Annotated in this window: 11 protein-coding genes; 10 read left to right on the forward strand and 1 reads right to left on the reverse strand. The window is 63.0% G+C overall.

The window, feature by feature from the left end:
- Positions 1-126 precede the first annotated feature (126 nt).
- Positions 127-1,128 (reverse strand): type I glyceraldehyde-3-phosphate dehydrogenase, encoded by a 1,002-nt coding sequence (gene gap, locus IWW33_RS16340; protein ID WP_119687719.1) that lies wholly within the window; start codon positions 1,126-1,128, stop codon positions 127-129.
- Positions 1,129-1,393: 265 nt separating this feature from the next.
- Between gap and edd the strand changes: the two genes are divergently transcribed.
- From edd to IWW33_RS16390, 10 genes are all read left to right on the forward strand, one after another.
- Positions 1,394-3,220 carry a phosphogluconate dehydratase gene (gene edd, locus IWW33_RS16345; RefSeq protein ID WP_046784416.1) on the forward strand — a complete coding sequence of 609 codons (1,827 nt, stop codon included), beginning with the start codon at positions 1,394-1,396 and terminating at the stop codon, positions 3,218-3,220.
- Positions 3,217-4,176: a glucokinase gene (locus IWW33_RS16350; RefSeq protein WP_161871658.1), complete on the forward strand. Its 960-nt coding sequence runs from the start codon at positions 3,217-3,219 to the stop codon at positions 4,174-4,176. Before edd ends, IWW33_RS16350 begins: the two co-directional genes overlap by 4 nt.
- A 65-nt stretch (positions 4,177-4,241) precedes the next feature.
- Positions 4,242-4,967, forward strand: a complete 726-nt coding sequence (gltR, locus tag IWW33_RS16355) for a two-component system response regulator GltR (RefSeq protein WP_119687716.1) — start codon at positions 4,242-4,244, stop codon at positions 4,965-4,967.
- Positions 4,948-6,402, forward strand: a complete 1,455-nt coding sequence (locus IWW33_RS16360) for an ATP-binding protein (protein WP_046784413.1) — start codon at positions 4,948-4,950, stop codon at positions 6,400-6,402. Before gltR ends, IWW33_RS16360 begins: the two co-directional genes overlap by 20 nt.
- 102 nt (positions 6,403-6,504) lie before the next feature.
- On the forward strand, positions 6,505-7,731 hold the full coding sequence (locus tag IWW33_RS16365; RefSeq protein ID WP_115273969.1) for an AGE family epimerase/isomerase: 1,227 nt from the start codon (positions 6,505-6,507) through the stop codon (positions 7,729-7,731).
- Between the two features lie 104 nt (positions 7,732-7,835).
- Positions 7,836-9,122 carry an ABC transporter substrate-binding protein gene (locus tag IWW33_RS16370; protein WP_046784411.1) on the forward strand — a complete coding sequence of 429 codons (1,287 nt, stop codon included), beginning with the start codon at positions 7,836-7,838 and terminating at the stop codon, positions 9,120-9,122.
- 193 nt (positions 9,123-9,315) lie between these two features.
- Positions 9,316-10,224, forward strand: coding sequence for a sugar ABC transporter permease (locus IWW33_RS16375; protein WP_012316021.1), 909 nt, complete (start codon positions 9,316-9,318; stop codon positions 10,222-10,224).
- Entirely contained in the window at positions 10,217-11,062 is an 846-nt protein-coding gene (locus tag IWW33_RS16380; RefSeq protein WP_115273970.1) for a carbohydrate ABC transporter permease, read from the forward strand. The genes IWW33_RS16375 and IWW33_RS16380 overlap by 8 nt, the downstream gene beginning before the upstream one ends.
- Before the next feature lie 3 nt (positions 11,063-11,065).
- Complete coding sequence (gene ugpC, locus IWW33_RS16385; RefSeq protein WP_119687713.1) at positions 11,066-12,220, forward strand: sn-glycerol-3-phosphate ABC transporter ATP-binding protein UgpC; 1,155 nt, start codon at positions 11,066-11,068, stop codon at positions 12,218-12,220.
- Between the two features lie 91 nt (positions 12,221-12,311).
- Complete coding sequence (locus IWW33_RS16390; RefSeq protein ID WP_231386443.1) at positions 12,312-13,604, forward strand: carbohydrate porin; 1,293 nt, start codon at positions 12,312-12,314, stop codon at positions 13,602-13,604.
- The last annotated feature ends 22 nt before the right edge of the window (positions 13,605-13,626 follow it).

Below are 13,626 nucleotides of genomic sequence, written 5' to 3' on the forward strand. Positions count from 1 at the left end.
CGGCCTTGCGTCGCGAAAGGGCTGCAGAGCAGCCCCAAGGTTTTCTGAGCGCCAGAGATATAGTTGGGGCCGCTGCGCGGCCCTTTCGCGGCGCAAGGCCGCTCCTACCGCAGCAAGTGCCTGCGCTCAGCGGGCGCTGCACAATGCCAGGCAGTTATCCAGCATGCGGTTGGAGAACCCCCACTCATTGTCATACCAGGCCAGCACCTTGAGCATCCTGCCGTTGGCGCGGGTGTGGTTGGCATCGAATATCGACGACAACGGGTTGTGGTTGAAGTCGCACGAGACCAGCGGCAGGGTGTTGTAGCCGAGCACCTTGGAATGCCGGCTGGCTTCGAGGAACAACTGGTTCACCTGCTCGGCCGTGGCCTCGCGCTTGAGGTTGACGGTGAGGTCGACCAGCGACACGTTGATCACCGGTACGCGCACCGCCATGCCGGTCAGCTTGCCGGCCAGTTCCGGCAACACCAGGCCCACGGCTTCGGCGGCGCCGGTCTTGCTCGGGATCATCGACTGGGTGGCCGAGCGCGCCCGGTACGGGTCGCTGTGGTAGACGTCGGTCAGCACCTGGTCGTTGGTGTAGGCATGGATGGTGGTCATCAGCCCCTGCTCGATGCCGAACTCGCGGTGCAGTACCTGGGCGATCGGCGCCAGGCAGTTGGTGGTGCAGGAGGCGTTGGAAATGACCTGGTGCGACGCGCGCAGAATGTCATGGTTGACGCCGTATACCACGGTGGCGTCGGCGCCCTTGGCCGGTGCCGAGACGATCACCTTGCCAGCCCCGGCCGCCAGGTGCGCCGCGGCCTTGGCGCGGTCGGTGAACAGCCCGGTGCACTCGAACACCACGTCGATCGCTTCAGCCTTCCAGGGCAGCTCGGCCGGATTGCGGATGGCGCTCACCGCGATACGGTCACCGTTGACCGTCAGGCTCTCGTGATCAGCTTCCACCGACGCATCGAAAGCACCGTGTACGCTGTCGTATTTGAGCAGGTGGGCGTTCATGGCACTGTCGCCCAGGTCGTTGATGGCGACGACCTGCAGGTCGTGGCGGTAGCCTTGGGTATACAGTGCGCGCAGGACATTGCGACCAATGCGGCCGAATCCGTTGATGGCGATACGTAGTGTCATGGCAGTACCTCTGGCAGTTCGAGTGAAACCTGTGGCACAAATGAAGCTTCACTGAAACGATTTTGTTGTTGGAATTACAAGATTATTCACTCAGCGATAGAAAACAAGCCTTTTTACTGGCAGTATTTTGTTTAAATATACAACGAGTGGTCGGGCAAGCCGCCGCCTCGATGCGCAGGGTCTCTTACACAGGAGCCTAGGCCGCAATCGTTTGGAGGGGAAATGCCCGGTAAACCGCCCTTACCGCTAGCCTGGAGTCCAGTACATGCACCCGCGCATCCTTGAGGTCACCCAACGGCTGACCGAACGCAGCCGTGCCACCCGTGAACGCTACCTGCAGCTGATTCGCGGCGCGGCCAGCGACGGACCCATGCGGGCCAGCCTGCAGTGCGCCAACTTCGCCCATGGCGTGGCCGGGTGTGGCGCCGACGACAAGCAGAGCCTGCGCCTGATGAATGCCGCGAATGTGGCCATCGTCTCGGCCTACAACGACATGCTCTCGGCGCACCAGCCGTATGTGCATTTCCCCGAGCAGATCAAGAAGGCACTGCGCGAAGTTGGCTCCGTCGGCCAGTTCGCTGGCGGTGTGCCGGCCATGTGCGATGGCGTGACCCAGGGTGAGCCTGGCATGGAGCTGGCCATCGCCAGCCGTGAAGTGATCGCCATGTCTACTGCGGTGGCGCTGTCGCACAACATGTTCGACGCTGCGCTGATGCTGGGTATCTGCGACAAGATCGTCCCCGGTTTGATGATGGGCGCGCTGCGCTTCGGTCACCTGCCCACCATTTTCGTACCGGGCGGGCCAATGGTTTCCGGCATCTCCAACAAGCAGAAAGCCGATGTGCGCCAGCGCTATGCCGAGGGCAAGGCCAGCCGTGAGGAACTGCTGGAGTCGGAGATGAAGTCCTACCACAGCCCGGGCACCTGCACCTTCTACGGCACTGCCAACACCAACCAGCTGGTGATGGAAGTGATGGGCCTGCACCTGCCGGGGGCCTCGTTCGTCAACCCATACACCCCGCTTCGCGACGCGCTGACCGCCGAGGCCGCACAGCAAGTGACACGCATGACCAAGGCCAGTGGCAGCTTCATGCCGCTGGGCGAGATCGTCGACGAGAAATCGCTGGTCAACTCCATCGTCGCCCTGCATGCCACCGGGGGGTCGACCAACCACACCCTGCACATGCCGGCGATCGCCCAGGCGGCAGGCATCCAGCTCACCTGGCAGGACATGGCCGACCTGTCCGAGGTGGTGCCGACCCTGTCCCACGTTTACCCCAATGGCAAGGCCGACATCAATCACTTCCAGGCCGCCGGTGGCATGTCCTTCCTGATCCGTGAGCTGCTCGATGCCGGCTTGCTACACGAGGATGTCAACACCGTCGCCGGCCACGGGTTGCGCCGCTACACGCAGGAACCGTTCCTCGACAACGGCAAGCTGGTCTGGCGCGAAGGCCCGCAGCAGAGCCTGGACGAGACCATCCTGCGCCCGGTGGCGCGGCCGTTCTCGGCCGAAGGCGGCTTGCGGGTGATGGAAGGCAACCTTGGGCGTGGCGTGATGAAAGTGTCCGCGGTGGCCCCTGAACATCAGGTCGTCGAGGCCCCGGCCCGGGTTTTCCAGGACCAGCAGTCGCTGGCCGATGCGTTCAAGGCCGGCGAACTGGAGCGCGACTTCGTGGCCGTGGTGCGTTTCCAGGGGCCACGTTGCAACGGCATGCCGGAGCTGCACAAGCTGACGCCGTTCCTCGGTGTGCTGCAGGACCGCGGCTATAAAGTGGCACTGGTCACCGATGGGCGCATGTCAGGTGCATCGGGCAAGATCCCGGCCGCAATCCATGTCTGCCCTGAAGCCTTTGATGGCGGACCGCTGGCGCGGGTGCGCGATGGTGATATCGTGCGGGTCGATGGTGTCGAAGGCACGCTGCAGCTCAAGGTGTCGGCCGAGGAACTGGCCCGCCGCGACCTGCCACCTGCGCCACAGGGCAACGACCTGGGCTGTGGGCGCGAGCTGTTCGGCTTCATGCGCATGGCGTTCAGCTCGGCCGAGCAGGGCGCCAGCGCCTTTACCTCGGCCCTGGAGAACCTCAAATGAAGGACCTGCTGGTTGGCGACATCGGTGGCACCAATGCCCGTTTTGCGTTGTGGCGTGACAACCAGCTGCATCAGGTGAAGGTCTTCGCCACCGCTGACTACACCAGCCCGGAGCAGGCCATCGAGGCCTACCTGCAGAGCCAGGGTATCGAGCGTGGCGGGCTGTCGGCGGTGTGCCTGGCAGTGGCCGGGCCGGTCGACGGTGATGAATTCCGCTTCACCAACAATCATTGGCGGCTGAGCCGCAGCGCATTCTGCAAGACGTTGCAGGTCGAACAGCTGCTGCTGATCAATGACTTCACGGCGATGGCCTTGGGTATGACCCGCCTGCAAGGGGACGAGGTGCGCCAGGTCTGCCCCGGCCAGGCCGACCCGGCGCGACCTGCACTGGTGATCGGCCCAGGTACCGGCCTTGGCGTCGGCAGCCTGCTGCGCCTCGGTGAGCAGCATTGGCTGGCGCTGCCCGGTGAGGGAGGGCATGTCGACCTGCCGGTGGGCAATGCCCGCGAAGCGGCGATCCATCAGCAGATTCATGGGCAGATTGGCCATGTCAGCGCTGAAACCGTGCTCAGCGGTGGCGGCCTCGTGCGTTTGTACCAGGCCATCTGTGCGCTGGACGGTGATACGGTACGGCACAAGACCCCCGCAGAAATTACCGATGCCGCCCTGAGTGGTGAGCCACGGGCATTGGCGGTGGTCGAACAGTTCTGCCGCTTCCTGGGGCGCGTGGCAGGCAACAATGTTCTGACCCTGGGTGCGCGCGGTGGTGTTTATATTGTTGGCGGCGTCATCCCGCGGTTTGCCGAACTGTTCATGCGTAGCGGGTTCGCTGCAAGTTTTGCCGACAAGGGCTGCATGAGCGGTTACTTCGCCGGTGTGCCGGTGTGGCTGGTGACGGCAGAGTTTTCTGGACTGCTGGGCGCCGGCGTGGCATTACAGCAGGCTCTGGATCATTGATAGGGGGCCGCTTTGCGGCCCTCACAGCAGGCAAAAGACCTGTGACAACAAGAGGGCGGGATACCTTGAGCACTGCCGGAAAATCGATCCTGATGGTCGACGACGATCAGGAAATCCGCGAGCTGTTGCAAACCTATCTGAGTCGCGCCGGCTTCCAGGTGCATGCCCAAGCCGATGGCCAGGGTTTTCGCCACGCGCTGGAAAACACTCACTGCGATCTGGTCATTCTCGATGTGATGCTGCCCGACGAGGACGGCTTCAGCCTGTGTCGCTGGGTGCGCCAGCACCCGCGTCAATCGCGGGTGCCGATCATCATGCTGACCGCCAGCTCCGACGAGGCCGACCGGGTCATCGGCCTTGAGCTTGGTGCGGACGATTATCTGGGCAAACCGTTCAGCCCGCGGGAACTGCAGGCGCGAATCAAGGCCCTGCTGCGTCGCGCGGAATTCGGCCAGGCCGCGCCAGCCACAGCGGTACTGGCCTTCGACGACTGGCGCCTGGACACGGTCAGCCATCGCCTGTTCCACCGCGATGGCGAAGAGGTGATCCTTTCCGGTGCCGATTTCGCCCTGCTCAAGCTGTTTCTCGATCACCCTCAGCAGATCCTCGACCGCGATACCATCGGCAATGCTACCCGTGGCCGCGAGCCGATGCCGCTGGACCGTATCGTCGACATGGCGGTCAGCCGCCTGCGCCAGCGTCTGCGCGACACCGACAAACCGCCACGGCTGATCCGCACTGTGCGCGGCAGTGGCTACCTGCTGGCTGCGCATGTCTGCTGTGCTTCCTGAGCGGCGCTGGCGCCTGGTGCCGCGCTCGCTGCTGGGGCGCATGCTGCTGTTGACCTTGCTGGTGGTGTTGTTGGCTCAAGGTTTGTCCAGCGTCATCTGGGTCGCGCAGTTACGTGCCAGCCAGCTTCAGGGCTTGCGCGCCAGTGCCGGCAGCCTGGCCCATTCGATGAGTGCCAGCGTCAGTTATTTCCGTTCCTTGCCGGTGGCTTATCGGCCGATGGTATTGGACCAGTTGCGCAGCATGGGTGGTACGCGTTTTTTCGTGTCGCTCAACGACAAGCCGCTGGACATGCCGGTATTGCCCATAACACCGCGCAAGCAGGCGGTGATCGATGTGTTCCAGCAGGTACTGCATGAGCGGCTGGGCGCGCAGATGGAAGTTTCCGTCGAGTTCGTCGCCCCCGATGACCTGCGCATCTTCAACAGCGGCCTGAAGCTCGATGAGCTGCCGCGTTCCTGGGCGCATTACTCGCTGACCCTGGAACCACTCAATCCGCCTGTACTGGTCACGCAGATTCGCCTGGGCCAAGACGAGTGGCTGTACATCGCCTCGTTGCTGCCTGAGCCCTACACCAGCCTTGAAGCCGAGCGCCTGCCACGCCAGCAGATCGGCTTCATCGTCCTGACCACCGCCTTGCTGCTGCTGTTCATCGGCCTGCTGGTGCACTGGCAGAGCTGGCCGCTCAAGCGCCTGGCGCGGGCCGCGCGGGACCTGTCGCTGGGCGCCGATGTGGCGCCAGTGCCCGAGGGCGGTGGCAGCGAGGTGGTCGAGGTGGGGCGTGCGTTCAATAGCATGCGTGAACGCATCAGCCGCTACCTCACCGAGCGCAGCCAGTTGTTCAGCGCCATTTCCCACGACCTGCGCACGCCCATCACCCGGCTGCGGCTGCGCGTCGAACTGCTGGAAGATGAGCGCCTGCAGGCCAAGTTCAGCCAGGATCTGGATGAGCTGGAGCTGTTGGTCAAAGGCGCCTTGCAATGCGTGAAAGACACTGACATCCACGAGAACATCGAGCCGGTCGACCTCAACCAGGTCCTGGAGATTCTCGCCGAGCCGTATCTGGGGGATGGCCGCATCACCGTCGAAGGCCAGGCCCTGGCGCCGTACCCCGGCAAGCCGCTGGCCTTGCGCCGCTGCATCGGCAACCTGATAGACAATGCCATCAAGTACGGCGAGCGGGCCCGCCTGCGCATCATCGACAGCGCACAGGGCTTTGTCCTGCAGGTGGATGACCACGGGCCGGGTGTGCCACAGCAGCAGCTTGAGCAGGTGTTCGAGCCGCACTTCAGGCTCGCCGGGCAGCAGCAAGGGTATGGCTTGGGGCTGGGGATCGCCCGCAACATTGCCCATAGCCATGGGGGTGAGGTGAGCTTGCTCAATTTGCGCGAGGGTGGGTTGCGCGTGACCCTTTATCTGCCGCGTGGCGTTGAGTGAAGGAATGTCACCGACCGGTGACATAACCGCAAGCCTTCGTGACATCCCAGCCAGGACGGCTGGCTAGAATCTGCAAACCTCATACAGGGAAGAAACGGGCGCATGGACTACATCGATTCCCCGGAACATACCGCCTGGCTCACAAGCGAGGGCCAGCGGCTGCTCTCTTTCGCCAAGGCCTCGCAAGCCGCCGAAGGTTTCGGCAATCTCGACGCCCGCGGCAAATTGCCCCCTACGGCTGTCGCCGAAACCATGAACACCGCACGCATGACCCACAGCTTCGCCCTGGCCCACCTTCAGGGCGCGCCAGGCTGCCTGGCATTGGTGCAGCACGGTGTGCAGGCCTTGTGCGGGCCTTTGCGCGACGCCGGGTACGGCGGTTGGTTCGCCCGCCCGTACGGCCAGGGCGACAACGGCAAGGCGGCTTACCTGCATGCCTTCGTCGCGCTTGCCGCCAGCTCTGCCGTCGTGGCGGGCGCTGCGGGAGCACAGGGGTTGCTGGCGCAGGCGATACGGGTCATCGAGGAGCGTTTCTGGAGTGAGCAAGAGGGTGCGATGCGCGAGTCCTTCTCCAGCGACTGGCAGCAGCCTGAAGCCTATCGTGGTGCCAACAGCAACATGCACGCCACTGAGGCCTTCCTCGCCCTGGCCGATGTGACGGGCGATGTACTTTGGCTGGAGCGCGCCCTGCGTATCGTCGAGCGCATCATTCACGGCCATGCTGGCGCCAGTGACTACCGAGTGATCGAACATTTCGATGTGCACTGGCAACCGCTGCCCGAATACAACCGGGACAATCCCGCAGATCACTTCCGCCCATACGGCACAACGCCTGGCCATGCGTTCGAGTGGTCCCGTCTGGTCCTGCACCTTGAGGCTGCGCGGCGTCAGGCCGGGCTTCCTGCCCCGGCATGGCTGCTGGCCTGCGCGCGGGGCCTGTTCGCCAATGCCTGTCAGCATGCCTGGAGCGTCGATGGTGCCGAGGGCATCGTCTACACCTTGGGCTGGGACAATCAGCCCAGGGTGCGCGAGCGCCTGCACTGGGTGCATGCCGAAGCGTGCGCCAGTGCCGCAGCGCTGCTGCGGCGAACCGGCGAGCAGCAGTACGAGCAATGGTACCGGCGCTTCTGGACGTTCATCGACACTCATTTCATCGACCGCGCAGCCGGAAGCTGGCACCACGAACTCGGCCCGGACAACCAGCCAGCGGCGACGATCTGGGCAGGCAAGCCAGACCTTTATCACGCCTACCAGGCTGTACTGCTGCCAACGCTGCCCCTGGCACCCAGCCTGGCGAGCGCACTGGCGCGCAATGTAACCAAACGATGACATTCACGCATCGCTTCGTTACCTGACGCAGCGGGCACTCTGATTAGACTCCATGCAATGCAAGCGCTCGACTTGCCCGGCATAACAACAAGAAAGGTACTCCGATGAATTCGACTCTCCGCCTCGCTGCCGCGATTTCCTTCGCCTCCCTGTTCCCGCTCAGTGCTCTCGCCGCCGACACCAAAGGCAGTGTCGAAGTGGTTCACTGGTGGACATCCGGTGGTGAAAAAGCGGCAGTCGATGTGCTCAAGGCCCAGGTCGAGAAGGATGGCTTCACCTGGAAGGATGGTGCGGTTGCCGGCGGTGGTGGCGCCACGGCCATGACCGTGCTCAAGAGCCGCGCCGTGGCCGGCAACCCGCCCGGCGTTGCCCAGATCAAGGGGCCGGACATCCAGGACTGGGCTGCCACCGGCCTGCTGGACCCGGATGTGCTCAAGGATGTGGCCAAGCAAGAAAAGTGGGACTCGCTGCTCGACAAGAAGGTCGCCGACACCGTCAAGTACGAAGGTGACTACGTGGCCGTGCCGGTGAACATCCATCGCATCAACTGGCTGTGGATCAACCCCGAAGTGTTCAAGAAGGCCGGCATCGACAAGGCGCCGACCACCCTCGACGAATTCTACGCCGCCGCCGACAAGCTCAAGGCCGCCGGCTTCATCCCGCTCGCCCATGGCGGCCAGCCATGGCAGGACAGCACGGTGTTCGAGAGTGTGGTGCTGTCGGTGATGGGGGCGGACGGTTACAAGAAAGCGCTGGTCGACCTCGATGAAGCCACGCTGACCGGGCCGCAGATGGTCAAGTCGCTGACCGAGCTGAAGAAGGTCGCCACCTACATGGACCCCGACGGCAAAGGCCAGGACTGGAACCTGGAAGCGGCCAAAGTCATCAATGGCAAGGCCGGCATGCAGATCATGGGTGACTGGGCCAAAAGCGAGTGGACCCTGGCCAAGAAGACCGCCGGCAAGGACTATCAGTGCGTCGCGTTCCCTGGTACCGACAAGGCTTTCCTGTACAACATCGACTCACTGGTGGTGTTCAAGCAGAACGACGAGGGCACGGCCGCTGGCCAGCAGGACATCGCCAAGAAGGTGCTTGGCCAGGACTTCCAGAAGGTCTTCAGCATCAACAAAGGCTCCATTCCCGTGCGTAACGACATGCTCGCGGACATGGGCACCTACGGCTTCGACGCTTGCGCCCAGACTTCTGCCAAGGACTTCATGGCCGACGCCAAAACCGGAGGCCTGCAGCCGAGCATGGCGCACAACATGGCCACCACGCTGGCCGTGCAAGGCGCCTTCTTCGATGTGGTGACCAACTACATCAACGACCCCAAGGCCGACCCTGCCGATGCTGCGAAGAAGCTGGCGGCGGCGATCAGATCGGCCAAGTAACCAAGCTCAAGGCAGGCACGATCGCTCTTGTAGGAGCGGCCTTGTGTCGCGAAAGGACCGCGAAGCGGTCCCCAGGCCTGCAAGCCAGGTTCGACGGTCTGTCTTTGTTCTCGAGCCCCTGGGGCTGCTGCGCAGCCCTTTCGCGACGCAAGGCCGCTCCTACAGCAGATGGGCAGTGCCTTCAAGGTGAATCATGACTACAGCAACCGCCCGACTGCGGGCCTCTCCCCTGGACGCTCTGCAGCGCTGGCTACCCAAGCTGGTGCTGGCACCCAGCATGTTCATCGTCCTGGTGGGTTTTTACGGCTACATCCTGTGGACGTTCGTCCTGTCTTTCACCACCTCGACCTTCCTGCCGACTTACAAGTGGGCGGGCCTTGCGCAATACGCCAGGCTGTTCGACAACGATCGCTGGTGGGTGGCCAGCAAGAACCTGCTGGTGTTCGGCGGGCTGTTCATCGGTATCAGCCTGGCCATCGGCGTACTGCTGGCGGTGCTGCTCGATCAGCGCATCCGCCGCGAAGGTTTCATCCGCACGGTCTACCTGTACCCAATGGCTTTATCGATGATCGTCACCGGTACCGCCTGGAAGTGGCTGCTCAACCCTGGCATGGGCCTGGACAAGCTGTTGCGTGACTGGGGCTGGGAAGGGTTTCGCCTGGACTGGCTGATCGACCCCGACCGGGTGGTGTACTGCCTGGTGATCGCTGCCGTGTGGCAAGCCTCGGGCTTCATCATGGCGATGTTCCTGGCCGGCCTGCGCGGGGTCGACCAGTCGATCATCCGTGCTGCGCAGATGGATGGCGCAAGCCTGCCACGCATCTACTGGACCGTCGTGCTGCCGAGCCTGCGCCCGGTGTTCTTCAGTTCGCTGATGATCCTCTCGCACATTGCGATCAAGAGCTTCGACCTGGTGGCCGCAATGACCGCCGGTGGCCCGGGCTACTCATCCGACCTGCCGGCGATGTTCATGTACTCGTTCACCTTCAGCCGCGGCCAGATGGGCATGGGCTCGGCCAGCGCCATCCTCATGCTCGGGGCGATCCTGGCGATCCTCGTGCCTTACCTGTACTCGGAGCTGCGGAGCAAACGCCATGCATAGCCCTGTCGATAAAGCGGTGCCGAGCATCAGCCGCATCGCGATTTACACTGTATTGCTGATGGCCGTGCTGCTTTACCTGGTGCCGTTGGTGGTGATGCTGCTGACCAGCTTCAAGACCCCGGAGGACATCAGTACCGGCAACCTGCTGAGCTGGCCGACCGTGGTCAGCGGCATCGGCTGGGTCAAGGCCTGGAGCACGGTCAGCGGGTACTTCTGGAACTCGATCATGATCACCGTACCGGCGGTGCTGATTTCGACCACCATCGGTGCGCTCAACGGTTATGTGCTGTCGATGTGGCGCTTCCGCGGGTCGCAGCTGTTTTTCGGCTTGCTGTTGTTCGGTTGCTTCCTGCCGTTCCAGACCGTGCTGCTGCCAGCCTCGTTCACCCTCGGCAAGTTGGGCCTGGCCAGCACCACCAGTGGCCTGGTGCTGGTGCATGTGGTCTACGGCCTGGCCTTCACCACGCTGTTCTTCCGCAACTTCTACGTGAGCATTCCCGATGCGCTGGTCAAGGCCGCACGCCTGGACGGTGCCGGGTTCTTCACCATTTTTCGCCGCATCATCCTGCCGATGTCGACACCGATCATCATGGTCTGCCTGATCTGGCAGTTCACCCAGATCTGGAACGACTTCCTGTTCGGCGTGGTGTTCTCCAGCGGCGACTCGCAACCGATCACCGTAGCCCTGAACAACCTGGTCAATACCAGTACCGGGGCCAAGGAATACAACGTCGACATGGCGGCGGCGATGATCGCCGGCCTGCCAACCCTGCTGGTCTATGTGGTGGCAGGCAAGTATTTCGTTCGCGGGCTCACAGCCGGCGCCGTCAAGGGGTAAGTCATGGCAACGCTTGAACTTCGTAATGTGAACAAGACCTACGGCAGCGGCCTGCCGGATACGCTCAAGGACATCCAGCTGTCGATCAAAGACGGCGAGTTCCTGATATTGGTCGGCCCTTCGGGGTGCGGTAAGTCGACCTTGATGAACTGCATCGCAGGCCTTGAGAACATCACCGGTGGCGCGATTCTCATCGATGACCAGGATGTCAGCGGTATGAGCCCCAAGGATCGTGATATCGCCATGGTGTTCCAGTCCTACGCGCTGTACCCGACCATGAGCGTGCGCGAGAACATCGAGTTCGGCCTGAAGATCCGCAAGATGCCGCAGGCTGCCATCGACGAGGAAGTGGCGCGTGTGGCCAAGCTGTTGCAGATCGAACACCTGCTTTCACGCAAGCCGGCGCAGTTGTCCGGTGGCCAGCAGCAGCGGGTGGCGATGGGCCGCGCCTTGGCGCGGCGGCCGAAGATCTACCTGTTCGACGAGCCGTTGTCCAACCTCGACGCCAAGCTGCGCGTCGAGATGCGCACGGAAATGAAACTGATGCACCAGCGGCTCAAGACCACCACGGTGTATGTCACCCACGACCAGATCGAGGCCATGACCCTGGGCGACAAGGTTGCGGTGATGAAGGACGGTATCATCCAGCAGTTCGGTACCCCGCAGCAGATCTACAACGACCCGGCCAATCAGTTCGTTGCCAGCTTCATCGGCTCGCCGCCGATGAACTTCATACCGGTACGCCTGGCCAGGCAGGACGGGCGCCTGCTGGCCCTGCTCGACAGCGGCCAGGCACGTTGCGAGCTGCCGTTGGGCGTGGCCGGCGACGAGCTGGACGGGCGCGAGATCATCCTCGGCATCCGCCCGGAGCAAATCAGCCTGGGTACGGGGGAGGGCAACGGCCTGCCGGGCATTCGCGCCGAGGTGCAGGTAACCGAACCTACCGGCCCTGACCTGTTGGTCTTCGTCACCCTCAACCAGACCAAAGTGTGCTGCCGCCTGGCGCCGGATGTGGCCTGCCGGGTCGGTGACAGCCTGAACCTGCAGTTCGACCCGGCACGGGTGCTGCTGTTCGACGCCGCCAGCGGCGAACGCCTGGACTTGAATACTGCCAACGCTTCACTGAAGGGCAACGTGACTCACCTCAAGAGCCGTTGAATCGTCGATACCATCAATAAGAAAAAGAGGACGCAAAGGGATGGAACAGCGCAATCGCATAAGGACCTTGGGCTCGCTGGCCCTTCTGGCCATGGTTGGGAGTAGCGGGGTGCAGGCCGCCGAGGCCTTCTCCAGCGAATCGAAATGGATGACCGGCGACTGGGGCGGTACCCGCACCGAACTGCTGGAAAAAGGCTATGACTTCACCCTCGACTATGTGGGCGAGGTCGCCGGCAACCTCAATGGCGGCTACAACGACGACAAGACCGCACGCTACAGTGACCAGTTCGCCCTCGGCGCGCACCTGGACCTGCAGAAGATCCTTGGCTGGCACGATGCCGAGTTCAAGCTGGCGATCACCGAGCGCAGTGGCCGCAACCTCTCCAATGATCGCATCAGCGACCCGCGTGCTGGCCAGTTCAGTTCGGTGCAGGAGGTGTGGGGCCGCGGCCAGACCTGGCGCCTGACCCAGATGTGGATCAAGCAGAAGTACTTCGACGGTGCCCTGGATGTGAAATTCGGCCGTTTCGGCGAGGGCGAGGACTTCAACAGCTTCCCCTGCGACTTCCAGAACCTGGCCTTCTGTGGATCGCAGGTGGGCAACTGGGTCGGCGGCATCTGGTACAACTGGCCGGTCAGCCAGTGGGCGCTGCGGGTCAAGTACAACATCACGCCGGAGTTCTTCGTGCAGGTCGGCGCGTTCGAGCAGAACCCCTCCAACCTGGAAACCGGCAACGGCTTCAAGCTCAGCGGCAGCGGCACCAAGGGTGCGATCCTGCCGGTGGAGGCCGTCTGGTCGCCCAAGGTCAACGGCCTGCCGGGCGAGTACCGCCTGGGCTATTACTACAGCACGGCTGACGCCGAAGACGTCTACGAAGACGTCAATGGCAACCCGCAAGGGATCAGCGGCGCCGGTTTCAAATCACACTCCAGCAAGCACGGCTGGTGGGTGGTTGCGCAGCAGCAGGTCACCGCCCACGGCGGCGACGTCAGCCGCGGTCTCAGCCTGTTCGCCAACTTCACCGTGCACGACAAGGCCACCAACGTGGTCGACAACTACCAGCAGGTGGGGTTGGTGTACAAAGGTGCCTTCGATTCCCGGCCCAAGGATGATATCGGCTTTGGTGTCGCCCGCATCCACGTCAACGATGATGTGAAGAAGCGCGCCGAACAGCTTAACGCCCAGAGCGGCATCAATGACTACGACAACCCGGGCTTCGTGCCGCTGCAGCGTACCGAGTACAACGCCGAGCTCTATTACGGCTTCCATGTGACCAACTGGCTGACCGTGCGCCCGAACCTTCAGTACATCAAGAGCCCGGGTGGCGTGGATGAGGTGGACAACGCGCTGGTCGCAGGGTTGAAGATTCAGTCGTCATTCTGAGCACATTTGTTGTAAATTTACG

The sequence above is a fragment of the Pseudomonas sp. M2 genome (assembly GCF_015751845.1).
GTDB classification, from domain to species: Bacteria; Pseudomonadota; Gammaproteobacteria; order Pseudomonadales; family Pseudomonadaceae; genus Aquipseudomonas; species Aquipseudomonas putida_E.

What these genes read in the sequence shown, in the direction of transcription:
- gap (WP_119687719.1), bottom strand. Translation starts at nt 1,128, where the DNA reads ATGACACTACGTATCGCCATCAACGGATTCGGCCGCATTGGTCGCAAT.
- edd (WP_046784416.1), top strand. Translation starts at nt 1,394, where the DNA reads ATGCACCCGCGCATCCTTGAGGTCACCCAACGGCTGACCGAACGCAGC.
- IWW33_RS16350 (WP_161871658.1), top strand. Translation starts at nt 3,217, where the DNA reads ATGAAGGACCTGCTGGTTGGCGACATCGGTGGCACCAATGCCCGTTTT.
- IWW33_RS16360 (WP_046784413.1), top strand. Translation starts at nt 4,948, where the DNA reads ATGTCTGCTGTGCTTCCTGAGCGGCGCTGGCGCCTGGTGCCGCGCTCG.
- IWW33_RS16365 (WP_115273969.1), top strand. Translation starts at nt 6,505, where the DNA reads ATGGACTACATCGATTCCCCGGAACATACCGCCTGGCTCACAAGCGAG.
- IWW33_RS16370 (WP_046784411.1), top strand. Translation starts at nt 7,836, where the DNA reads ATGAATTCGACTCTCCGCCTCGCTGCCGCGATTTCCTTCGCCTCCCTG.
- IWW33_RS16375 (WP_012316021.1), top strand. Translation starts at nt 9,316, where the DNA reads ATGACTACAGCAACCGCCCGACTGCGGGCCTCTCCCCTGGACGCTCTG.
- IWW33_RS16380 (WP_115273970.1), top strand. Translation starts at nt 10,217, where the DNA reads ATGCATAGCCCTGTCGATAAAGCGGTGCCGAGCATCAGCCGCATCGCG.
- ugpC (WP_119687713.1), top strand. Translation starts at nt 11,066, where the DNA reads ATGGCAACGCTTGAACTTCGTAATGTGAACAAGACCTACGGCAGCGGC.
- IWW33_RS16390 (WP_231386443.1), top strand. Translation starts at nt 12,312, where the DNA reads ATGGTTGGGAGTAGCGGGGTGCAGGCCGCCGAGGCCTTCTCCAGCGAA.